The organism is Novosphingobium sp., from assembly GCF_965214355.1.
In the GTDB taxonomy this organism is placed as follows: Bacteria; Pseudomonadota; Alphaproteobacteria; order Sphingomonadales; family Sphingomonadaceae; genus Novosphingobium.
Map to the genome: position 1 here is coordinate 2,175,287 of NZ_CBDCBI010000002.1, position 21,400 is coordinate 2,196,686.

Sequence of the window (21,400 nt, forward strand, 5' to 3'; positions counted from 1 at the left end):
TTGATGCCAAGCATGAATTTTCGCCGTACCGTCCTGGCTCTGGCACTCGCCGGTGGCTGCATGCCCGCCACGGCGCGCACGCATGCGCCCGTCGATCCGACGGTCATGCCCGAAATCACCGCGCCGACCGCGTACATGATCGACGTTGATTCGGGCCGCGTGCTCTATGCGCGCGATGCGCAGCGCCGGTTCGTGCCCGCCTCGCTGACCAAGATCATGACCAGCTATGTCGCGTTCGAATTGATCGCCCAGGGCAAGCTGCGCCTCGACCAGCGGTTCACGATGACGCCCGACACGTTTCGCCAATGGCATGGCGTGGGCAGTACGATGTTCCTGGGCAACAACAGCAGCACGACCGTTGCCGAACTGCTCGACGGCATCGTGACGGTTTCGGCCAATGACGCCTGTGTCGTGCTGGCGCAGGGCATAGCCGGGTCGGTGCCAGGGTTCACCGCTATGATGAACGAGCAGGCCCGGCGCCTGGGCATGCGCAACACCCATTACAACACACCCAATGGCTGGATGGACCAGGGCCAGACTTATGTCTCGGCGCAGGACCTGGCGATCCTTTCAGACGCGCTGATCACGCGCCATGGCGACCTGTACCACCAGTTCTACGGTCACGAGCACGGCAAATTCAACGGCATAGAGCAGAATAATCACAATCCGCTGTATGGCCACGTACCCGGCGCGGACGGGGTTAAGACCGGGTTTACCGGCGAAGCGGGGTACGGTGTCGTCGGCTCGGTGCTCCGCAACGGGCGCCGGGTGATCCTGGTGCTGGGGGGCTATCCGCGCCCAAAGGAACGCGCCGACCAGTCGCGCGAATTTGCCGAATGGTATTTTGCCGCGTGGGATTCGCATCCGATCGCAGCCTCGGGCGTGAAACTGGGCAGCGCGACGGTGCAGGGCGGCACCGCGCGCTCGGTCGACCTGGTCACGCCGCACGCGATTGCCTTGACGGTGCCGCATGGCCAGACCCCGCAGTATACGATGACGATCCGCTACAAGTATCCATTGGTCGCACCGATCGCGATGGGCGAGGAAGTGGCGACGCTGATCGTGCGCGCGCCGGGGCAGCCGATCGAGCATAGGCCGCTGGTGGCGGCGCACGCGGTCGGCACGGGCACGATGTCCGACCGCGTGCGCGATGGCCTGGCCACGCTGGCGCAGCGCTTGCCGGCAGGAATGCGGCCGGCGCTGTGACACGCGGGCGGTTCATCGCGCTCGAAGGCGGCGAGGGCGTCGGTAAATCCACGCAATTACGCCTTCTGGCCGAAGCCTTGCGCACGCGCGGGGTGGCCGTCGTTACCACACGTGAGCCCGGCGGCACGCCCGGTGCCGAAGCGATCCGTGCGATGCTGCTCGATCCGGCGGGCGAGGGCTGGGGCCCGCGCGCCGAGGCGCTGTTGTTTGCCGCCGCGCGCGCGGACCACGTCGATCGCCTGATCGGCCCGGCACTGGCGCGCGGCGACTGGGTGCTGACCGATCGCTACCTGGACTCGAGCCGGGCCTACCAGGGCGGCGGCAGCGGGCTCGACGATGCCCAGATCATGACGCTGCACCGGATCGGCAGCGGCGGATTGCTGCCGGATCGCACGGTGCTGCTGGAATTGGCACCCGACCTGGCGGCGCAGCGACTGGCCGCGCGCGATCTAGGGCAAACCGACCGCATCGGCGGGCGCGACGCCGGGTATCACGCGCGTGTCGCCAGCGCATTCCGCCAATTTGCGCAGGACGATCCTGCGCGATTCGCGCTGGTCGACGCCGATGGAACGCCCGGGGCGGTGCATGCCCGCGTGTTGGCAGCAATCGCGTGACGCCCGAAACGCTGATCGGGCATGACGCGGCGTGGCACGAATGGCACGCCGCGCGATCGAGCAAACGCATGCACCATGCATGGATGCTCACCGGGCTCGAAGGGCTGGGCAAGGCCGGCTTTGCCCGCGCCGCCGCCGCCGAACTTGTGGCCGAGCCGGGCGTGTCGCAGCCACCGACCGATCGCCATCCCGATATCCTGTGGCTGACGCGCCTGCCCGCAAGCGAAGACGACGTGAAAAAGCGCGACGATGGCAAACCCTACGCAACCAAGCGCAATATCAGCGTAGACCAGGTGCGCGCGATGCAGCGGCGTCTGGTCACCCGGCCAACTTTGGGCGCGCGCCGCGCGGTGATCATCGATGCGGCGGATGTCCTGGAAAAATCGTCGGCGAATGCTCTGCTCAAAAGCCTGGAAGAGCCGCCGCAGGGCACGTTTTTTCTGCTGGTCGTGCATCAGCCGGGGCGGCTCTTGCCCACGATCCGTTCGCGGTGTCAGGTCCTGCGGTTTCATCCGCTCGGGCCGGCGGACCTGGGCGCTGCACTCGATAGCGGCGTGCCCGGGCTCGATACCGTGACGCGCGAGGCGGCGATTGCGGTGGGGGCAGGCGCGCCCGGCGCGGCGATTGCCTTTGCCGAGCAGAACCTGGGCCGCGTGTGGCAGATCATGCAGCAGATTGTCGCGCATGGCGATCACGACATGGCGCTGCGCGGTGAATTGTCCGCCGCAATCGGCCAGCGCCCCGATCGCGATCGGCAAATGGCCGCGCTGACCGCTGCGCGCCTGGTGCTGGTCGATGTCATGGGCGATGTCGCCTCGCCGCGCTATCCCGCGCTGGCCGATGCCCATGCGGCGCTGGTCGGCCTGTCGCGTGAGGCGCCGATCTACAACTACGACGCCGGCTTGTTAATGCTGGAAATCGGGGCCTTGCTGGCCAGTGTCGCAAGCGGCCCAATCTCTGGCGTCTCCTGACGGTTTGATTTAGGGAGGGCGCGCAATTCACCCGAACAAGGAAGCACGTGTCGCGATGGGCGAACCGTATTACATCACCACCGCGATTTCGTATCCGAATGGCCGGCCGCATATCGGCCACGCCTATGAAGCGATTGCCGCCGACACCATCACCCGTTTTATGCGCGCGATCGGGCGCGACGCCCGGTTGCAGACCGGCACCGACGAACACGGCCTCAAGATGGCGCAAAAAGCGCGCGAACTGGGAGTCACCGCACGCGCCCTCGCCGACGAAATGTCGCAGCACTTCAAGGATATGTGCGCCGCATTGAACATCCAGTACGATGTGTTCATCCGCACGACCGAACCGCGCCACCACGAGGCCACGCAGGAATTGTGGCGGCGGATGAAGGACAATGGCGACTTGTATCTCGATCGCTACGAAGGCTGGTATTCGGTCCGCGACGAAGCCTATTACGACGAAAGCGAACTGGTCGCCGGCACCGATGGCCACAAGCTGTCCCCGCAAGGCACGCCGGTCGAATGGACCGTCGAGGAAAGCTGGTTTTTCCGCCTGTCGGCTTATGCCGAGCGGCTGACCGCGCTCTATGCCGACCATCCCGAATTCATCCGCCCGGAAAGCCGCCGCAACGAGATTGCGCGCTTTGTCGAAGGCGGTTTGCGCGATCTGTCGGTGTCGCGCACCAGTTTCGACTGGGGCATCAAGGTTCCGACCGACAATGGCGAAAACGACAGCGGTCACGTTATGTACGTATGGGTCGACGCGCTTGCCAATTATCTGACCGGCCTGGGCTGGCCCGGCGAAAACCCCGGAGCGTTCCAACGCTACTGGCCTGCCGATCTGCATCTGATCGGCAAGGACATCATGCGGTTTCACACGGTTTATTGGCCCGCATTTCTGATGAGCGCAGGCCTGCCCGTGCCCAAACAGGTATTCGGCCACGGTTTCCTGCTCAATCGCGGGCAGAAGGAATCCAAATCGCTCGGTAATGTGACAGATCCGATCGAACTGGCAACGCGGTTCGGGGTCGACCCGCTGCGCTATTTCCTGATGCGCGAGGTCGTGTTCGGGCAAGACGGATCGTATTCGCCGGAAGCGATTGCAACGCGGTGCAACGCTGAACTGGCCAACAGCTACGGAAATCTGGTGCAGCGCACATTGTCGATGATATTCAAAAATCTCGGTGGCGAACTTGCGACGTTTTCTAGCGCGCCCGCCGACGACGCACTGTTGGCAATCGTGGCCGAAGCGACCCGCGACGAATTGCCGCGCGAATTCGCCGCGTTGAATTTTTCAGGCGGTATCGAGGCATGGATGCGCGCTGTGTTTGCCTGCAACGCCTACGTCGATGAGCAGGCGCCCTGGGCCTTGCGCAAGACCGATCCGGAACGGATGCGCGCGGTGTTGTACACGCTCTTCATGGCCATCCGCGACCTCACAATCGCGATCGCACCCGTTGTGCCACAAACCGCTGCCAAAGTGCTTGATCAATTGGGAATTCCCGAAGACCAGCGCGCGATTACCGATCTTGCGCGCGCCGACTGGTATATGGCGCGCGTCGCCACCGGCGAACGGCTGAGCGCGCCGGTCGCCGCGTTTCCGCGCATCGAAATTGCCGCAGAAGAGGTCGTGCACTGATGCTGATCGATTCGCATTGCCACCTGAATTACAAGGGCCTGATCGAACAGCAGGGCGAAATCCTGGCGCGCGCGCGTGATCGCGGCGTGCGCGGATTTCTCAACATATCCACGCGGCAGAGCGAATGGGACGCGGTAATCGCGACCGCGCATCGCGAACCCGACGTGTGGGCCAGCGTCGGCATCCATCCGCACGAGGCTGATGGCCACGCCGATCTCGGCGCGGCAGTGTTGAGCGCGGCGACAGCGGACCCGCGCGTGATTGCGATCGGCGAAACCGGGCTCGATTACTACTACGACCATTCCGATCGCGATGTGCAGCAGGCGCTGTTTCGCACGCATATCGGCGTCGCGCGCGAAACGAAGCTGCCGATCATCATCCACACGCGTGATGCCGAAGACGATACGCTGCAAATCCTGACCGACGAAATGGGGAAGGGGGCCTTCCCCGCGCTGATCCACTGTTTTACTGCGACGGCAGAATTTGGCCGCGCGGTGCTCGATCTGGGTCTGACGATTTCGCTGTCGGGCATCGTCACGTTCAAGAATGCCAGGGACTTGGCAGCCTTTGCAGCAGAAATACCTGAGGATCGCGTGCTGGTCGAAACCGATGCGCCGTTCCTGGCGCCGATCCCGCATCGCGGCAAAACCTGCGAACCGGCGTTCGTGGCCGATACACTGGCGCACGTTGCCGCCTTGCGCGGCACCAGCGCCGAGGCTTTGGCCGAAACCACCGGAGCCAATTTCCGAAAACTGTTCTGGAAAGCCGACCTGTGAAACTGACCATGCTGGGTTCGGGCACGTCGACCGGCGTGCCGCGCATCGGCAACGACTGGGGCGACTGCGACCCGACCGAACCGCGCAACCGGCGCACGCGCGTCGCGATCATCGTCGAAGGCGACGATGGTTCGCGCCTGCTGGTCGATACGCCGCCCGATCTGCGCAACCAGCTGCTGACCGCAGACATCGGCCGGATCGACGGCGTGTTGTGGACCCACGACCACGCAGATCACACCCATGGCATCGACGATTTGCGGCCGCTGCGCATGGGCCGCACCGGGCCGATCGCGGCCTATGCGGCGGATGAAACCGTGCGGCGGTTGCGCATGCGGTTCGGGTATGTCTTTGCGGGTGAATTCGGCTATTCGACGATCTGTAATCTTGCAAATCTCGATCGCGTGCGCCTGGTTGCCGGCATGGCAATCAGCCATTGCCAGATGCCGCACGGGCCCGCGCAATCGACTGCGTTCCGCTTTGATCAGGGCGGAAAATCAATCGGTTATGCGACGGACTTCAGCGAAATCACAGCTGAAATGGTCGACTTGTTCTATAAAGTCGATGTGCTCGTCGTCGATGCGCTGCGCCGCGACCCACATCCCACGCACGCCCATCTCGCGATGGCGCTTGAATTGGCCGAAAGCACACGCGCCGGCCACGCAATCCTGACACATCTCGACAAATCAATGGATTATCGCACGCTGTGCGCCGAACTGCCGGCCGGTATCGAATGCGGTTATGACGGACTGGAACGCATGGTATGAGCAGCCTGGCGCAGTTTACCGCCGACGACTGGGTTCGCGTGATCGCGATCCTGATGGTCCTGACGCTGATCCTGGGTCGCGGTGTAACACGTGGTTTTGGCGTGTCGCGCCGATCATGGCCGACGCTGATCTGGATGGCACTGGTCTGGGCCACGATCATCGCGATCGCCGCGCTGGCATTTCAACACTTCCGGCCGGGCGGCTGATCGGCCTGGAGACCATGACCACAAGCCTGTTGCCTAGTTTCATTTAACATATATCAGCACCAGGTCGCGTCTTTTATAGTAATTTCAATCGGTTGATAGCAGAACGTGTGTCAACTGTGTTTCGCCCATAATTTGGACGCCCAAGGGAGTTGGAAGTGCAAGACGCCGCAGGCGGCTCACTTCAAACTCCCTTGAGCGTAACTCGATCGATGCGCGACGGTTTAATCTTCGGCCGGCGGCGGCGGAGCAGGCGCATTTCCCGCCGATACGCGCGTCAGGACGACTGTGTAGAGCTGGTGCCAATGCTCAGCCTTGCCGCGCTCGCGTTCGGCTGTTCGGTCCGCCTTGGCTTTTTCGGCGCGCGCGTCGCGGAGCTCGGTTTCAAGGCGATCGATCTTGTTGCGAAGCGCGGCTTCGATGTGCCGGTATTCCTCGGGCGTTCGCAGCGGGACCTTCTTGCCGTTAATTACTTCGGTTTCCGCACGGGTTTCGACGCGTTCCTCTCCGATCTCGTCGACGAAGTTGTTATAGAGGTATTGGCGGCTGACCTTGGCCTCGCGGGCCACCGACACGAACGTCACGACCTGCTTCGTTTCGCGCAGGCGCATGATGGCATCCTCGACCGCGGCGCGCTTTTCTGCACTGCGGCGGCTGCGGGCATCGTTGAGTGTTGCGATCCGCAGATCGGGTCCCATGGTCATGATTTCGCGTCTTCCCGAGCAGAGGCTGGCTTGTAGCGCTGCTTTTCGCCCTTGTAGTGGCCGTGCTCCTCGATGGAACGGACGATGGTGTCGGTGTTGTGGACAGCGTCTTTGTTCCGCTGCAACCGCTTGCGAGCGATGTCTGCCAAGCGGGTTTGGCCGCCCTCCTCGTAATTCTGGGCTTCCTGCTCGAGCCCTGCGATCGCGACGTAAAGTCCGGCGCGTTCGCCGCGGAAGTGCTCGAGGTCGTCACCATCGGCGCGGAAGAACCGGCAGGTCAGACAGGCATGGGCATGCTCGCACCATTCGCCAAGCTGGCCCGGCAGGGTGCAGGCACCGCCGCAAACCCGTGTGGCCAGCATGGTTTCCTTGCGCAGCAGGAGATCGCCGACGGCCTCGTCGACCTTGCCGGCAATCGTGAAGAACTGCCCGCCGCCTTTGCGCAGCAAGGTGTTCTTTTTGAGGTCGAGGCGCTTGTTGACGTACATCGAGGCCATGTCGGGCGAAGCATGGCCGAGCTCGAACATGATGCTCAGGATGTCGTGCCCTTCGGCTGCCATCTGTGTCCCGCGATGGTGGCGCAGCGGATGCCACGAGAAGTCGAACGGATTGCCTTCGCCATCGACGATCCCGTGCCTGAGGCTCAGCATTCTGAGCTCCTGCAAAGTCCAGTTGTTGCCGAGGAACGATTCCCGTTTCCCATAAAAGACCGGGAACAGGTACTTGGTGGCGTGACCATACCGCGCCCGGATACGATGTTGCTGGGCTTCGATCAGCTCGATCATGGTCCGGTGCGCTGGATCGGTTGCCAGCAAAGGCTTGGTGTTCCAGCGACTGACCTTGTTCTGCCAGAACGTGAACAGCATGAATCGCTTGTCGTGCGGATCGGGCCGCAGGCAGTCGAAGAGCAGGGCATGCAGGTCTTCCGCTCGTGCCCCGGTTGTGATCCCGATCATGAAGATCGCAGGGATGGGCGCGGGCAGTTCATCGAGCCTGGCCACCATGGCGGCCAGGGCCTCGGGAGGCGCCGCCCGGTTGGCGCCTTCACGCGAAGCGTAGAGCCGGTTGCGGGGGTCATCTGGCGCCTGCTTGTAGCGGATGCGCCGTGCCGCGCGCTTGTCGAGCGCAATCCGAGGCCACTGCCCCGGCAGCAATACCGGCGCCGCGCGCAGGAGTTGGACGATATCGGTGTACCAGTTTTTGCCGGCGGTGTGCCGCGTGTTCCCCCAGGCCAGGTAGCGCTCCATCAGCGGCTCGTTGATTTGTCCGGCGGCGGCAATTTCCTGTTCGCACAGGAACCGCGCGAACAGACGCAAGCGCGAGATCAACGTCACCATGGTGGCCGGCGCCAATTCGCCATGCGCGACCTTGTCGAGCAGGAAGCCGCGCATCAGCGGGCGAAGCCACGGCTCGAAGTTCAGCAAGCTGATATAGGTGTCGTTCAACCGCTGCCGATCACGGAAGCGCGTGTCGTCTTCGCTGTAGAGATCGTTGAGCAGGATGATGTCACGGTCATGCATCGGCGCCATCTGCGCCCGGTTGATGATCGCGAAGCGATGGATATCGCCGAACAGCTGTATTTCCGGTGAGCGGTACTGGGTGGTGACGATTTCGCCATCCCGGATCCACTGGCGGGTCTGGCTTTGCCTGCGCTGCCCATAGTTCGTGCCATACCAGGCGGCGTAAAGCGCCAGCACTGCATCGCTGTGCTGGTTCGATTTGCGCGCTCCCGCGTTATCGGATGGCGCGAAGCCCGGGTGAGGGATGTCGGCAAGGCAGGTCGCCTCAAAGTGGCGAAGCAGGTCCGCACCTTCCTCGACGAGATAGCGGATCACCGGGATGCGGCGCTGGAACCAGTGGGCGTCCGCCTTGCGATCGTCGAGCACGGATGCCGCCAGGTACGTCTTGATCTCGTTGGTCAGGACCGGAACCGCAGCGCCAAGCGGCAGGCTTGCATATGTCTGGCTCAACCAGGGATGGCCGAACACCTCTCGCATTACGGCGTCCGACCAGATGGTATTGGTGACGAGGAGGGGGGATATTTCAGCAAGACGCCCTTCAAGCCAGTTGCTGTAGCGATCGGTATCGTGCGGTGTGCCGCCGACTACCGCCAGCGGCGTCATGCCCATCGCAAATCCTTCCCGAGCAGTTCCGCCTCACGAAGTTTCCCAAGTCTTTCATGCACCTCGTTGGGACCTGTGAGATAAAGTCTGCGGATTTCCGAGGCGAACAGGTGCTGGTAGAACGCTGCGGTCGTCTGCGGGCTGGCATGCCCAAGGCGATCAGCCACTTCGAGCAGGCTGTATCCCGCCGCGATCGCTTCGGATGCATGGCTGTGGCGGAACATGTGCCAGCTGAAGGCGATATGGGTGCGCTGCCTCAGCATACCCGCGAGCTTCTGCGCGTAAGACAGGCCCATGGCATGGCCGATGGCGCCGGCTTTGACATTGGCAAAGACATATTCCGCGCCGGCCTCGAACGCCGGCAGATATTCGTTGCTGGTGAGGTAATCGACGTACATGTTCAGCACGTATTCGTGCACCGGCACACCGCGCGTGCGCCCGGATTTCGCGCGGGCCTCATTGGCATTGTCTTCGCGCGGAACGACCCAGATGACCCTTTCGGCAAGATCGATGTCAACGTGGCGCAAGCCCAGCGCTTCACCGATCCTGAGGCCGGTGTTGTAGAGCAGCACAATCAGGAACGCGTCGCGCGCGAGCCCGCAAGCCTCGATTAGCCGCAACACCTCGCCTGGCGTCAATCGCTTCTTGAGCACCTGCTGCTGAACCTTGCCGGGATCGCCTGACAGATAGCGGTCCTTGCGCCGCGTCGTGCGGCGCTGGCTGATATGTTCCAGGAACGGCTTGTAAAGTCGGTGCCCGTCATAAGCCCTGGCAACATCACGGGTGTCGACCGCGAAGTCGTCGGTGCCATTGTAGAAGCGATAAAACGATTTGACCGCGAGCTGGATCTGATTGCGCGTCGATGGCGCCAGAATTCGCGTTTTCTGCTTGTTCAGCAGGATCAGCCGCGGGCTCGGCAATGCATCTTTTCGCCGCGCAAGCCGCCAGGCCAGGAAACTGTCATACAACGCTACCGTGGCTTCACCGATGCCGGCGCCATTGGCGACGATGAAGTTCGCGAAGTCGACAACGTGGCGAACATACGCACGGATCGTGTTCGGCGAAGTGCTGGTTTGTTCGAGATGCACGATCCAGTTACGAAGGCTTTCGACGACATCGCCATCGTCATTCACAACCGTCCACGCCCTGCGACCGCCGGGCATTTCGATGCGTGCAGCCTGCCAAGGCGTTGTGGCGAACGAAGTGGACACGGTCGCAGATACTGTTGAAGGAAACCGGATACCGCAAGCGATTCCCATCACACTGGACACAGATTACATGGACACTCGTGGTGTCGCTATTAACATAATTAATATTATCAAACCCGCGCATTGTAAGCATCGTCGCGCTGATCCCTCCATACCGATGCAGCGCGGTCCCGCGCTCGCGCACGTCATTTCCGACGCACGAACGGCGGATCGGAAATGACGTGCCGGCGAACCTGTTCTAGAATTTCACGCCGACGCGCGCGCCATACGTGCGCGGCGGGCGCAACGATGTCGCGGTGTAAAACGAAAACGGCACAGGTCCCGAATTGGCGATCACTGTCTTGTTGAAGGCATTGTTCAGATACCCGGTTATCGTGATCCGGCTGTCGGCAAAGGCATACGTCACATCGCCATCGACCAGCCAGTATGCTGACTGGTTTTCCGACGGCAGGAATTCGAGCCCGGTCAGGGTGTTGGTCTGGTAATGGCTACGCGCGCCGATCATGAATTTGCTGCCATCGCTCAGCGGGATAGTCTGGCGGGCACCAAGGTTGATTGTCCATTTGGGCGCATAAGGCGGGGTCTGTCCCGAGCAATTGAGCGTATAGTTGGCCGCTGGCGCGCCGACATTGGGGCAAGCCGTGCCATTGCCCTGCCCGCCATTCTGGTTCGGCGTTGCATAGGTAAATGCATCGTATTTTGCATCGAGATACTGAATATCGGCATTCAGCTCGGTGGTCGGCGTCGCCAGGAACCGCGTTTCGATTTCAAAGCCCTTGTAGGACGCGCGGCCGACGTTTTGCGTGCCAAAAACCGCATTCCCTGCAGAATCGAGGATCAGGTGCGTGATCTGCTGGTTGGTATAACGCCAGTAAAACGCCTCGCCATTCAATTGCAACCGGTTGCCCATGAAGCGGTTTTTCGATCCGATCGTCCATGCGTCGATATGTTCGGGCTGGAACACGCCATTGTCCGACGTGAAGTAAAATCCGCCCGATTTGAACCCGGTTTCATAACTGGCATAGGCCAGGTTGCGCGGGCTGATGTCCCAGTCGGCGGCCAGTCGATATGTCACCTTGCCGACACTGTTGTGCAGCGCATTGGCACCGGAGTTGTCGACCGCACTGGGGATGGTCACCGTGCCATCGACGAACGGGTTGAAATTGGGCGGCGGCACGGACGCGGCCAAAGGCATCGCCATGGCATTGGGGCATCCGGGGGTATAAGTCGGGAAATAGCCTGTCTGGCCGGTACATATACGGACCGCGCCTTGCAACGTGCCGTCCAGCGCTTTGGTCTCATGGGTATAACGCGCGCCGGCTGTAAACCGCAGCGCCGGTGTCACAGCATATGTCAGGCGGCCGAACACAGCCTCGCTTTCGTCGCGCTGCCGGTACTGATCCAGGTTTACATTGGATTGCTGATTGACATAAAATTCGGGCACGTCATTGATTTCATGATAATAAAATGCGCCCAGCAGATACCGCAGCGGGTGACTTTCCGATGACGCAAGCCGTGCCTCGAGGCTGGCCTGGCTATCCTTTTCGCGTTGGCGCAGATAAAACCCGGGCGTTTCGCTCAGGAATTGCAAATTGCCTTCGCGATAGGCCGGGACGATCGTCAAGGTGCCAAGGCTGGTGCGCCAGTCGATCGTGCCCGACAGGCCCCAGTAATTGTCATCGAGATGAGGCCGCATGGTCAGCGGCGTAAACGTCGTGCCAAGCGCCGTGTTGGGCTGGTGCGCCATGAACGCCTGGCCCTGCGGCGAGAGGAAACCGTCGCGGCTATCCACGCCGAGTTCTACGGGAGTACCGCCCTGCCCGTTGCCGCGCTGACGGAAAAAGTCGGCGACCAGAGTGATTTTCAGCGTGTCGTCCGGTTCTGCCAGCAGCGACAACCTTCCGCCGCCATCCTTCTGGTCGTCGGTGCCGTCTTTCATATAACCGTCGTGCGAGACATACGTCCCCGCCGCACGCAGCGCGACTTTGTCACCCAGCGGCACATTGATCGCGCCCTCGCCGGTTACCGCATTGTAGTTGCCGTATTCGATCGAGGCATTGCCGCCGAGCTGGCCCAGGATCGGACGCTGGCTCAACACGTTGATCGCGCCGCCGGTCGCATTGCGACCGTACAATGTGCCCTGCGGCCCCTTGAGCACCTCCACCCGGTCGATATCGTAGAAAAAGCCGGATGTGGCCGATGGCCGCCCGACATAGACCCCATCGAAGTTGAAGGCGACAGCGCCATCGGACAAGGCATTTCCGTTGAAATTTCCAACGCCGCGCAGATAGAAGAGATTGTAAGGCCCCGACGCCGGTTGCACTTGCAGCGCCGGAACCAGCGCAGTCAATTCCGCCGGTTTGGAAACCCCCGCAGACACCAGCGCATCACCCGTAACCGCGGTGACCGCCACTGCCGCTCTCTGCAGGTTTTCGGATCGGCGCTGCGCGGTCACAACGATATCGGTCAAACCGGCAGGCGCAGACGCGGGCGCTGCAACCGGCGCGGCCGGATCGGCTTGTGCCTGCGCCGGCGAAGCGCTCAGGATAGCTGCAAGCGCAGTGCTGCGCAGGAATACGAATTTCATAGCGTCCCTCCCCCCATCGGCGGCCATGCGTTTATTGCGCAATATCTCGCCAAGATGGTGTTTTACAAAAAGTCTGATTTTCAAACGTATTTTGGGTATGAACGGGATCGAGGCATTTGAAAAATCATTTAAAGCTATTGCCTACTACTTATAAATCAAATAGCTTATGTGTCATGAGGTTCAAAGGTCTCGATCTCAATCTGATTGTTGCGCTCGACGTCTTGCTGGAATTGCGCAGCGTTTCGCGTGCTGCTGATCGCCTGCACATGAGCCAGCCGGCGATGAGTGCAGCGCTGGGACGGTTGCGCGATTATTTCCATGATCCGATCCTCACCGCGCATGGCAAACGCATGGCCCCGACCGCGCATGCGCTCAGCTTGCGCCCGATGATCACCGCGCTGCTCGCCGATGTCGATGCGATGGTGTCGGCCTCGACCCTGTTCGATCCGGCCATTGCCAACCGGCGCTTCCGGATCGGGACATCGGACTATCTGGCAGCAGTCTTGTTCGCGCGGCTGATCCCGCTGTTGCAGCATATCGCGCCGCAGGTAACGGTCGAGCTCGTTCCGCCATCGGATCGGCTGTCGATCGAATTGAGCCAGGGCGATCTCGATCTGGTGATCACACCGGCCGAATATACCTCGCCCGACCATCCCTGCGAATTCCTGTTTGACGAGCGGCATGTCGTGGTCGGTTGCGCCGCCAATCCAGTGTTTGCGCGGACGATGACCGAACGCGATTTTTTCGACGCAGGGCATGTGGTGGCAGAAATGGGCAATGCCCGGCCAGGATCGTTCGGCGAAAATCGGCTGCGCGAACTTGGCCGGGTCGGGCGGCGGATCGAGGTCCGGGTGTTTTCGTTCCTGCTCGTCCCGGAAATGCTGGTCGGAACAACCCGTCTGGCGCTTATGCACGAACGGCTGGCGCGGGTTTTTGCCGGACGTATTGCCATCGCGCATGTTGCGCCGCCGTTTGATTTTCCGATCATGCGCGAAATGCTGCAATACCATCGTGCGCGCGAGCAGGATGCTGGCCTGCGCTGGCTGATGGACCAGTGCAAGAATATCGTGGAAATCGACAAACCCGATCCAGAACGATAATCTCGATCGTTACCGGGTTGGCGTTGTCCAACGCTTGTCGTGCGGTTTTGGGCCAGCTTGCGATACAGCGGCCGACGCCGTAGCAGCCAGAAAGTTCCCCGGCCCGACCGGGAGCACGGCCCGCGTGTCCGAACCGCGCTTGCCATCGTGCGGCGGTGTAAGGCACCTTTGTATGAGGCATCCGGGTTCTGCGATGTGTTGGCGAAGGTAACAATCCATGGGTACGGGACACACGAGCACAGGTCTGGACGCAGGCGCGGGGCGCGCGCGACTGCTGGCACGCTTGGCCGGCGTGGCGTTATCGGCCTTCGTCCTCAGCTTGCAAACCGGTGCCGTGCAGGCTCGGGCCACACACGGAGCCGGGGCTGCTTCGGCGACCCCGCGAACGCCGGAAGCCAGGGAAGTGTTTGCCGAGCAGATGAGCGGGGCGCCGTCTCCCGACGATCTTGGTTCGACGCTACCGCCGGGAATCACGGCGTCGGCAGTCGCGCGGCTCGTCGTACCGGTCGCCGACACAGGGGCGGTCGGCATGGTCGGCCTGAAGCCGTGGGCAGCGCGGACCGGATCCTTCGTCGCGCTCGTTTGCACAGGCGGCAACGGCCCGAGCAAGGTCAAAGCAGACGGGTGTTCGGGCGGTGGATCTTCCGCACCGCTGCATGCCTATGTCGCGCTTGTCATGATCGATGGCGCGGGGCGACCGAAGCTCGTGGCCCGGCCGATCGAGGTCGAGGCGAATGTGGATTGGGACAGGTCACTGTTACCAAGCCGTCCCGAGGCCGCCGAGGACTCGGTGTCGAACGGCGGACACGCGGCCCCGCCGTCCGCTTATGATCGGCTTGATCTCGCTCCTTACCGGATAGCGCCCGGCGTGACGGCCTTCGGCATCCGCGCGTCATGGTCCGACGGTTACGCGGGCGGGTTTGGCTGGCACAGCGCAACGCTGCTCTATGCAGTGATCGACGGCCAACTACGGCAGGTTCTGGCGGTGCCGACGATCGCGCTGACCTTCCTTGCCGGCGATTGGCATCGCAACGGCATGCGCGACCACGAGATCGAAGACGGTGCAAACGTTATCGTCGTCACTGAAACGCTGAACGCCGGCCACGCTGATGTGATAGTCAGGAGCAGAATCCAAAGGGGCGCGCGATTGTTTCGGTGGGACGCAGCCCGTATGCGTTACAAGGAACTATCCGAGCGCGTTCAGGCACCCAAAAGTCGCTGATACGAGTGTGGGCGATCCGGGTGTGGGCGCTTGGCAGCGCTCGACCTTTCCAGGTTTCGACGACCGGCGCTGCGAGCGATACAGCACAGGCCCTCACCTGCTTTGCAGAAACGCGATCAGCACGCGCGCAAGGTCTTCGCCGCGGTCTTCCTGGACGAAATGGCCCGCGCCGATGACGCGGGTGTGCTGCTGTCCGACGGCTCCGGCGACGCGGCGCTGAAACACGGCCTCCCAACCGATCGTTGCAGGATCGCTATCGCTGAACGCGGTCAGGAACGGACGGTGCCATTGCTCCAGCAACCGCCAGGCCGCACGGTTGGCCTCCAGGCCTTCGGCGGCCTCGTCCACGGGAATGCCGCAGGTTATTTGCAGCACGCCCGATTTGTACCGGGCATCTGGAAATGGCGCATCGTAGGCCGCCAGGATTTCGGGCGACGGCCGGGTCACACAGGCGCCGGCGACCAGTTCTGCGACAGGCAGGTCATCGCTGGTCCGGCAGGTTTCGATCCAGGCAGCGATGCCTGCGCCAGGCCAGTCGGCCACCCCCAATGGCGGCGGGTCGCAGTTCTGCAGCAGCGTATTCGTCGCAAGCACCGCGGCAAACCGATCGGGTTGGGCGGCCAGCACGCGCAGGCCGATCGGCCCGCCCCAATCCTGGCAGACAAGCGTGATCCCTTGCAGATCCAGCCCCTCGACGAACGCTGTCATCCACGCCACAAACCTGTCGAAGCCATACATCGCGCGCGCGACCGGCTTGTCCGACCGGCCAAAGCCGATCATGTCGGGCGCGATGACCCGGTAGCCTGCCGCAACGACGGGCCCAATCATATGCCGATAGAGGTAACTCCAGGTCGGATTGCCATGCAGCATCAACACGATCGGGGCATCGCGCGGCCCCTCGTCGATGTAATGCATGCGAAGCGTGCCCGCCTCCGGATCTTCTATCATCCGATAATGGGGCGCAAAGGCATAGTCCGGCAGCCCCGCGAAACGCTCATCCGGTGTGCGGAGAACGCCGGAGCTATTTTCGTTTTTAACTATCACAACAACTCCGCATATTGCGGTAAAAATCAGTTGTTAATGGCTATTCGCGTATAGTTCAATCAAATAGACTGTTGTACGTCGATATGGCGACATTGCCCGGGACCAGCAAAGTCGCGCAAGGCCGATCGAACCTCATCAATCTTTGCTGCCGCAATCAACAGGTTTTCGCGGTCGAGAATGGACAGGGCCTGGCCCAGCAGATCGAGCACACGCTCGACCGTATCGTTGCCGCCGTCAAACGCTGCCGCATCGAAATGCATTGCCCGGTCCCGTCGCATCGCTTTCTCCTGGCCCGCCAATCACCCCGAAACAGGGTGAATGGCGAGCCAAACAACCGCCAAAATGAGGCCGATTCGCAGGTGTTGACTCCATTCCGGTGCAGCCGCTTCAGCGCGCTTCGATCAGCATTACGTCGATCGTGAACGAACCGTCTGGTTCCAAAGCGAAATGCCGCGCGACTTCATCGCCTGCCATGCCTTGTAAGGCCCGAATGGCCGCGACATGCAGATCGGGCGTGCGCATCCGCGCGGTCCAGGTGGGAAAATCCATGCGCAAACGCGACATTGTCATGGCGGTCACGGCAAACCCCGCTGCACCCAGCATCGCTTGCCATTCGCGAACGGTAAAATCGCGGCCATGCGATGGATCGCGCAACAGTTCCACGGCTTGCAGATGCGTATCGGCGGCCGGTTCGGGCGGAGCGATCACATCGATAAAGACCGCAGGCGCGCGCGGCTTCAGCACGCGGCGCGCTTCGGCCAGGCCCGCCGCCGGGTTGCGCCAGTGATGCAGCGTAAACCGGCACGCAAGCATGTCGCAACTGGCATCGGCCAGCGGCAGCGCCCCCGCCTCTGCGGTCAGCGTGACGATATTGGCCAACCCGCGTCGCGCGGCCTCGGCCGCAACGGCGTGCAGCATATCCTCTGACAAATCGGTTGCGATGACCTGTCCGGCGTGCGGCGCCATCGCATAAGTGACGTGCCCGCCCCCTGCACCCAAGTCGAGCGCGGTGGCTGGCGCACAAAGCCTTGCGATTTCCGCGATCCGCGCCAGATCGGCGCCGGTGGCGTGAACGAGGCTGCTCACATAGTCGGCAGCGACATCGCCGAATTGGTGTCGGATTACGGTATTTTGATCTTGTGTCATCTGCGTGCTTCCCTGCCGTCAATCTCGGTCGACGGCGTGATGCTGGTATAAATACCCTGTTACAATGGACAAACGTATCATGGTATAACCGTACCCATGATGGATCACGAACAGGATGAACACGGCGAACACACTGAACACGCCGGGCAGCAGCGCCGCGAACTGGGTGCATTCGTGCGTGCGCGCCGCGAAAATCTCAGCCCCGACACACCGGGAACGCGCCGCCGCACGCCGGGCCTGCGCCGCGAAGAGCTTGCCGCGCGCGCCGGTATCGGGGCGACCTGGGTGACGTGGATCGAACAGGGCCGCGCCGTGCGGCCATCGGCGGCAACGTTTGCGCGGCTTGCCGATGCCCTCGGGCTGGGGCAGGCGGAACGGGCGTATCTGTTTGCGCTGGCCGCGCGTCACGATCCTGCCGATCTGTCGATGCGGGCCGGTGCTGGCGCGCCGCCCGCCATCGCGGCGATTGTCGCGGCCCTGCCCCACCCCGCCTATGCCATCGATCCCGCCTGGGATGTCATTGTCGCCAATACCGCCGCGCAGCACCTGTTCGCCGGGCTGTTCGATCACCGCAATCCCGGCGTTCCCAATCTGCTGCACTATGTGTTTACCGATCCCGCGGCGCGGGCGCTGTTGCCCGATCATGAAGCGCGGTGCGCGCGCGCGATGGCCGAGTTCCGCCGCGATTACGGTCGGGGCATGCACGATCCACGCGTGCGCAGCGTGGTCGAAGCGTTGCAGGGCAACAGTCCGCTGTTCGCCCGGCTGTGGGCGCAACAGGGCGTTCTGGGGCGCGAAGGCGGCCCGCGCCGGTTCGACCATCCGCAAGACGGCGCGCTGTTTTTTATGCAACATGTGCTTGCCGACGTCGATCGCGGCGATTTTCGCCTGATTGCGCTGATCCCCGCGCAGTGACCCTTCGGTCTTGCCAGCCAAAGCGGAATTGCGCATCACGCGGGGCATGACGTCACTTTCGAATACCCGCGCCATGGACCGGCTGATTGCGATCATGGCGCGACTGCGCGATCCGGTCGGCGGCTGCGAATGGGACCTGGCACAGGATTTTGCCTCGATCGCGCCTTATACGATCGAGGAAGCCTACGAAGTCGCCGACGCGATCACGCGCCAGGACATGCCTGCGCTGCGCGAGGAACTGGGTGATCTGTTGTTGCAGGTCGTGTTCCATGCCCGCATTGCCGAGGATGCGGGCCAATTCGCGTTTGCCGACGTGGCAAACGCGATTTCGGACAAGATGGAAGCGCGTCACCCGCACATTTTCGGCAGCGAAGATCCGGACGGGCAATCACGGCAGGACCGCTGGGAAAACGCCAAGGCCGCCGAACGCGCGGCCAAAGGCGCAACCAGCGCACTCGAAGGCGTAGCGCTGGCCCTGCCCGCCTTGATGCGCGCGGAAAAATTGCAGAAACGCGCAAGCCGTGTCGGGTTTGACTGGCCCGATCCTGCCGGCCCCACCGCCAAGGTTGTCGAAGAAACTGCCGAACTGGCCGCCGCGACGACCGATGCCGAACGCCTCGAGGAAGCCGGTGATTTCCTGTTTGCAGCAGCAAACCTCGTGCGCGCCTATGGCATTGCGCCCGAAGACGCGCTGCGCGCCGCCAATGCAAAATTCGAGCGCCGGTTTCGGGGCATGGAGGCGCTGGCGGGCGGCTCCATCGCGGGCCGCGACCTGGCAGCGCAGGAAGCGTTGTGGCAGGCAGTCAAATCGGACGAAAAATCACAGGCTTGAGAACCGCCCCAGTTCACGCGGCGTAAGGCGGACGCGGATGCGCGAGGCGGGCGCGCCTAGCGAATCCTCGATATCGTGTTCCGACAGGATCTCGCCGTGCGCGTGCAGCCAGGCCAGCTTCTGGCCCTCGGCCATCGGCACGGTGATGTCCAGCGTCTGCGCTTCACCGGTCAGTATGATGCCAACGCGTTCGATCAGCGCATCGACCCCCTCGCCCGTCACCGCCGAGATCGGCACTGCGACGCGGTCGGGCACATGGTGCGCGATCAGATCGGCGCGCATCGCGCGATCGTCGGCGGACAGCATGTCGATCTTGTTCCATGCTTCGATGATCGGCACGCTCGCACCTTCGGCATCGATCACGCCCAGATCGGTCAGGATCATTTCGACTTCGCGCTTCTGCTCGGCGCTGGCGGGATTGGCGACATCGCGCACGTGGATGATCACGTCGGCCGCGGTCACCTCTTCCAGTGTCGCGCGAAACGCCGCGACCAGTTGCGTCGGCAACTCGGAAATGAAACCCACCGTGTCGGACAGGATCGCCTTGTCCACCGCCGGCAGACGGATCGCGCGCATCGTCGGGTCCAGCGTCGCGAACAGCAGGTCTTCGGCCATGACCGTCGCGCCGGTCAGCCGGTTGAACAGCGTCGATTTGCCCGCATTGGTATAGCCGACCAGCGCAATCACCGGCCACGGCGCACGCTGGCGCCGCTCGCGATGCAGCCCGCGCGTCTTGCGCACCTGGTCCAGCTCGCGCCGGATGCGCGCCATCCGGCCACGGATCAGGCGCCTGTCGGCCTCGATCTGCGTTTCGCCGGGGCCGCCCAGAAAGCCGAAGCCACCGCGTTGCCGCTCAAGGTGAGTCCACGACCGCACGAGCCGCCCAGCCTGGTAATCGAGATGCGCCAGTTCGACCTGCATCCGCCCTTCGGCGGTCGCCGCGCGCTCACCGAAAATTTCGAGAATCAGCCCGGTGCGGTCGATCACCTTGCGACGCAATTTGTCTTCGAGATTGCGCTGCTGGATCGCCGACAGCGCACCGTCGACGATCACCAGTTCCGCGCTCGATTGCTCGCACGCGACGGCGATCCGCTCGACCTGGCCTTCGCCGAACAATGTGGCAGGCCGCACCGCACGGATCGGCAGGATAAAGGCATCGGCAATCTCGATGCCGATGGCGCGTGCCAGACCCAGCGCCTCTTCGAGCCGCGATTCGGCATCAAGCGCGTTTTTCTGCCGCATGTCGGGCAGGACCACGAGCGCCTTCGCGCCACGCGTCACTTCGCCCATCAGGTCGTCGGGATTACGTCCAAATTCAAATCCGGTCATCGTCCGGGGGTTAGACTATCGCGGGGTGGGTGGGAACCAAAATCCTCCCCGGCACGGGGAGGGGGACCGCGCGAAGCAGCGGTGGAGGGGCGGTGCCTCATGGCGCTAACCGCGCGATGACGGGCCGTTGGTTCGGGCGATATCGTGAGGGTCTCCCCCGGGGCGAGGCCCCTCCACCACGCTTCGCGTGGTCCCCCTCCCCGTGCCGGGGAGGATTTTTAGACCGTCTCGCCGTCCCAGTCGCCCGAGAGGTCGACATGGCCGGCGGGCTGGATCGTCGAAACCGCGTGCTTGTACGCCAGCTGCACATAGCCTTCGCGCTCGAGCAGCATGCAGAACAAGTCGTACGCAGCGACTTTGCCCTGCAACATCACGCCATTGACCAGGAACATCGTCACTTGCACGCCGGCGTCGCGGACACTCGACAGGAACACTTCCTGCAGCAGGCGTTTCTTGGTGGTCTCGTCACCGCCGGACTGGAAATGCGCGACCGAGAGTTGCTGGCCGGGCATGATCGTGCTGATCGCGTGTTTGTAGACCAGTTGCGACTGGCCATCGCGCCGCAGCAGGATCGAGAAATTGTCGAACCAGGTAACGATGCCCTGCAGCTTGACGCCCTTGACCAGGAACATCGTGACAGGAATCTTGTTTTTGCGCAGATGGTTGAGAAACACATCCTGCAGGTTCTGGCCCTTGCCTCCGGTGGGAATCGCAGAGGGAGCCGCCGTTGGCGCGGCAGCGGGGGCCTTTGCCGGGGCCGCTGACGGTGCGGGCGACTCAGCGTGCGAAGCAGCGTCGATATCCTCATCATCCTTGGCGGAGCGAGGGCGTGCAGACAAAGTGCGACCTGCCATGTTTTGAATCCTTGGCGTTTTATATTGGCTCGATTGCCGGTTTAACGGTCAATTTTCGCGATCTGGCATGGCTTGCGCCGCGCCGGTGAGGGACTCGGACAATACCGGCCTCCTCCCTCGCCGTAAACCCGCCGTTTTGCGTATGCGCCACCTTTGCCCCAAA

Annotated in this window: 20 protein-coding genes; 11 read left to right on the forward strand and 9 right to left on the reverse strand. The window is 62.6% G+C overall.

The window, feature by feature from the left end; genetic code table 11:
• Window positions 1-12: 12 nt before the first annotated feature.
• Genes ACOOE2_RS10295 through ACOOE2_RS10325 form a run of 7 tightly spaced genes read left to right on the forward strand, consistent with a single transcriptional unit; the run spans window position 13 to window position 6,176 of the window.
• Entirely contained in the window at window positions 13-1,206 is a 1,194-nt protein-coding gene (locus ACOOE2_RS10295) for a D-alanyl-D-alanine carboxypeptidase family protein (RefSeq protein WP_420382917.1), read from the forward strand.
• Window positions 1,203-1,820 (forward strand): dTMP kinase, encoded by a 618-nt coding sequence (gene tmk / locus ACOOE2_RS10300; protein ID WP_420382918.1) that lies wholly within the window; start codon window positions 1,203-1,205, stop codon window positions 1,818-1,820. The genes ACOOE2_RS10295 and tmk overlap by 4 nt, the downstream gene beginning before the upstream one ends.
• A complete protein-coding gene (locus ACOOE2_RS10305; RefSeq protein ID WP_420382919.1) occupies window positions 1,817-2,791 on the forward strand; it encodes a DNA polymerase III subunit delta' in 975 nt (324 codons plus the stop codon). Before tmk ends, ACOOE2_RS10305 begins: the two co-directional genes overlap by 4 nt.
• 55 nt (window positions 2,792-2,846) lie before the next feature.
• Window positions 2,847-4,430, forward strand: a complete 1,584-nt coding sequence (metG, locus tag ACOOE2_RS10310; protein WP_420382920.1) for a methionine--tRNA ligase — start codon at window positions 2,847-2,849, stop codon at window positions 4,428-4,430.
• Window positions 4,430-5,206, forward strand: coding sequence for a TatD family hydrolase (locus ACOOE2_RS10315; protein ID WP_420382921.1), 777 nt, complete (start codon window positions 4,430-4,432; stop codon window positions 5,204-5,206). Before metG ends, ACOOE2_RS10315 begins: the two co-directional genes overlap by 1 nt.
• Window positions 5,203-5,970, forward strand: a complete 768-nt coding sequence (locus ACOOE2_RS10320) for an MBL fold metallo-hydrolase (protein WP_420382922.1) — start codon at window positions 5,203-5,205, stop codon at window positions 5,968-5,970. Before ACOOE2_RS10315 ends, ACOOE2_RS10320 begins: the two co-directional genes overlap by 4 nt.
• The gene (locus ACOOE2_RS10325) at window positions 5,967-6,176 is read left to right on the forward strand and encodes a hypothetical protein (RefSeq protein ID WP_420382923.1); all 210 of its coding nucleotides are present in this window, start codon (window positions 5,967-5,969) and stop codon (window positions 6,174-6,176) included. The genes ACOOE2_RS10320 and ACOOE2_RS10325 overlap by 4 nt, the downstream gene beginning before the upstream one ends.
• A 221-nt stretch (window positions 6,177-6,397) precedes the next feature.
• Here ACOOE2_RS10325 and ACOOE2_RS10330 read toward each other — a convergent pair whose 3' ends face one another.
• The 4 genes from ACOOE2_RS10330 to ACOOE2_RS10345 form a co-directional block, all read right to left on the reverse strand.
• A complete protein-coding gene (locus tag ACOOE2_RS10330) occupies window positions 6,398-6,877 on the reverse strand; it encodes a hypothetical protein (protein WP_420381024.1) in 480 nt (159 codons plus the stop codon).
• Complete coding sequence (locus ACOOE2_RS10335) at window positions 6,874-9,006, reverse strand: tyrosine-type recombinase/integrase (protein WP_420381023.1); 2,133 nt, start codon at window positions 9,004-9,006, stop codon at window positions 6,874-6,876. The genes ACOOE2_RS10330 and ACOOE2_RS10335 overlap by 4 nt, the downstream gene beginning before the upstream one ends.
• Complete coding sequence (locus ACOOE2_RS10340; protein ID WP_420381022.1) at window positions 8,997-10,271, reverse strand: tyrosine-type recombinase/integrase; 1,275 nt, start codon at window positions 10,269-10,271, stop codon at window positions 8,997-8,999. The genes ACOOE2_RS10335 and ACOOE2_RS10340 overlap by 10 nt, the downstream gene beginning before the upstream one ends.
• 175 nt (window positions 10,272-10,446) lie before the next feature.
• Window positions 10,447-12,795, reverse strand: coding sequence for a TonB-dependent receptor (locus ACOOE2_RS10345; RefSeq protein WP_420382924.1), 2,349 nt, complete (start codon window positions 12,793-12,795; stop codon window positions 10,447-10,449).
• Between the two features lie 173 nt (window positions 12,796-12,968).
• On the opposite strand from ACOOE2_RS10345, the gene ACOOE2_RS10350 reads away from it, so the two are divergent.
• On the forward strand, window positions 12,969-13,895 hold the full coding sequence (locus ACOOE2_RS10350; protein ID WP_420382925.1) for a LysR family transcriptional regulator: 927 nt from the start codon (window positions 12,969-12,971) through the stop codon (window positions 13,893-13,895).
• 403 nt (window positions 13,896-14,298) lie between these two features.
• A complete protein-coding gene (locus tag ACOOE2_RS10355; RefSeq protein ID WP_420382926.1) occupies window positions 14,299-15,117 on the forward strand; it encodes a hypothetical protein in 819 nt (272 codons plus the stop codon).
• Window positions 15,118-15,210: 93 nt separating this feature from the next.
• Here ACOOE2_RS10355 and ACOOE2_RS10360 read toward each other — a convergent pair whose 3' ends face one another.
• The 3 genes from ACOOE2_RS10360 to ACOOE2_RS10370 all read right to left on the reverse strand — a co-directional run bounded on the left by ACOOE2_RS10360 (window position 15,211) and on the right by ACOOE2_RS10370 (window position 17,307).
• Window positions 15,211-16,161: a haloalkane dehalogenase gene (locus tag ACOOE2_RS10360; protein ID WP_420382927.1), complete on the reverse strand. Its 951-nt coding sequence runs from the start codon at window positions 16,159-16,161 to the stop codon at window positions 15,211-15,213.
• A gap of 59 nt (window positions 16,162-16,220) precedes the next feature.
• Window positions 16,221-16,421: a hypothetical protein gene (locus ACOOE2_RS10365; protein ID WP_420382928.1), complete on the reverse strand. Its 201-nt coding sequence runs from the start codon at window positions 16,419-16,421 to the stop codon at window positions 16,221-16,223.
• Between the two features lie 127 nt (window positions 16,422-16,548).
• The gene (locus tag ACOOE2_RS10370) at window positions 16,549-17,307 is read right to left on the reverse strand and encodes a class I SAM-dependent methyltransferase (protein ID WP_420382929.1); all 759 of its coding nucleotides are present in this window, start codon (window positions 17,305-17,307) and stop codon (window positions 16,549-16,551) included.
• 96 nt (window positions 17,308-17,403) lie between these two features.
• Here ACOOE2_RS10370 and ACOOE2_RS10375 point away from each other — a divergent pair, with 96 nt between their 5' ends.
• Window positions 17,404-18,222 (forward strand): helix-turn-helix transcriptional regulator, encoded by an 819-nt coding sequence (locus tag ACOOE2_RS10375; protein ID WP_420382930.1) that lies wholly within the window; start codon window positions 17,404-17,406, stop codon window positions 18,220-18,222.
• Between the two features lie 46 nt (window positions 18,223-18,268).
• On the forward strand, window positions 18,269-19,054 hold the full coding sequence (gene mazG / locus ACOOE2_RS10380; protein WP_420382931.1) for a nucleoside triphosphate pyrophosphohydrolase: 786 nt from the start codon (window positions 18,269-18,271) through the stop codon (window positions 19,052-19,054).
• Here the strand turns inward: mazG and hflX are convergent.
• Both hflX and hfq read right to left on the reverse strand, forming a co-directional pair.
• On the reverse strand, window positions 19,043-20,383 hold the full coding sequence (gene hflX / locus ACOOE2_RS10385) for a GTPase HflX (RefSeq protein WP_420382932.1): 1,341 nt from the start codon (window positions 20,381-20,383) through the stop codon (window positions 19,043-19,045). The two genes, mazG and hflX, sit on opposite strands and share 12 nt — an antisense overlap.
• Before the next feature lie 218 nt (window positions 20,384-20,601).
• Entirely contained in the window at window positions 20,602-21,237 is a 636-nt protein-coding gene (gene hfq / locus ACOOE2_RS10390; protein ID WP_420382933.1) for an RNA chaperone Hfq, read from the reverse strand.
• Window positions 21,238-21,400 lie beyond the last annotated feature (163 nt).

Bases quoted from the DNA above. Each gene is read 5' to 3' on its own strand.
- ACOOE2_RS10295 (WP_420382917.1), top strand. From the start codon at position 13: ATGAATTTTCGCCGTACCGTCCTGGCTCTGGCACTCGCCGGTGGCTGC.
- metG (WP_420382920.1), top strand. From the start codon at position 2,847: ATGGGCGAACCGTATTACATCACCACCGCGATTTCGTATCCGAATGGC.
- ACOOE2_RS10315 (WP_420382921.1), top strand. From the start codon at position 4,430: ATGCTGATCGATTCGCATTGCCACCTGAATTACAAGGGCCTGATCGAA.
- ACOOE2_RS10325 (WP_420382923.1), top strand. From the start codon at position 5,967: ATGAGCAGCCTGGCGCAGTTTACCGCCGACGACTGGGTTCGCGTGATC.
- ACOOE2_RS10330 (WP_420381024.1), bottom strand. From the start codon at position 6,877: ATGACCATGGGACCCGATCTGCGGATCGCAACACTCAACGATGCCCGC.
- ACOOE2_RS10335 (WP_420381023.1), bottom strand. From the start codon at position 9,006: ATGGGCATGACGCCGCTGGCGGTAGTCGGCGGCACACCGCACGATACC.
- ACOOE2_RS10345 (WP_420382924.1), bottom strand. From the start codon at position 12,795: ATGAAATTCGTATTCCTGCGCAGCACTGCGCTTGCAGCTATCCTGAGC.
- ACOOE2_RS10350 (WP_420382925.1), top strand. From the start codon at position 12,969: ATGAGGTTCAAAGGTCTCGATCTCAATCTGATTGTTGCGCTCGACGTC.
- ACOOE2_RS10365 (WP_420382928.1), bottom strand. From the start codon at position 16,421: ATGCATTTCGATGCGGCAGCGTTTGACGGCGGCAACGATACGGTCGAG.
- ACOOE2_RS10370 (WP_420382929.1), bottom strand. From the start codon at position 17,307: ATGACACAAGATCAAAATACCGTAATCCGACACCAATTCGGCGATGTC.
- ACOOE2_RS10375 (WP_420382930.1), top strand. From the start codon at position 17,404: ATGATGGATCACGAACAGGATGAACACGGCGAACACACTGAACACGCC.
- mazG (WP_420382931.1), top strand. From the start codon at position 18,269: ATGACGTCACTTTCGAATACCCGCGCCATGGACCGGCTGATTGCGATC.
- hflX (WP_420382932.1), bottom strand. From the start codon at position 20,383: ATGACCGGATTTGAATTTGGACGTAATCCCGACGACCTGATGGGCGAA.
- hfq (WP_420382933.1), bottom strand. From the start codon at position 21,237: ATGGCAGGTCGCACTTTGTCTGCACGCCCTCGCTCCGCCAAGGATGAT.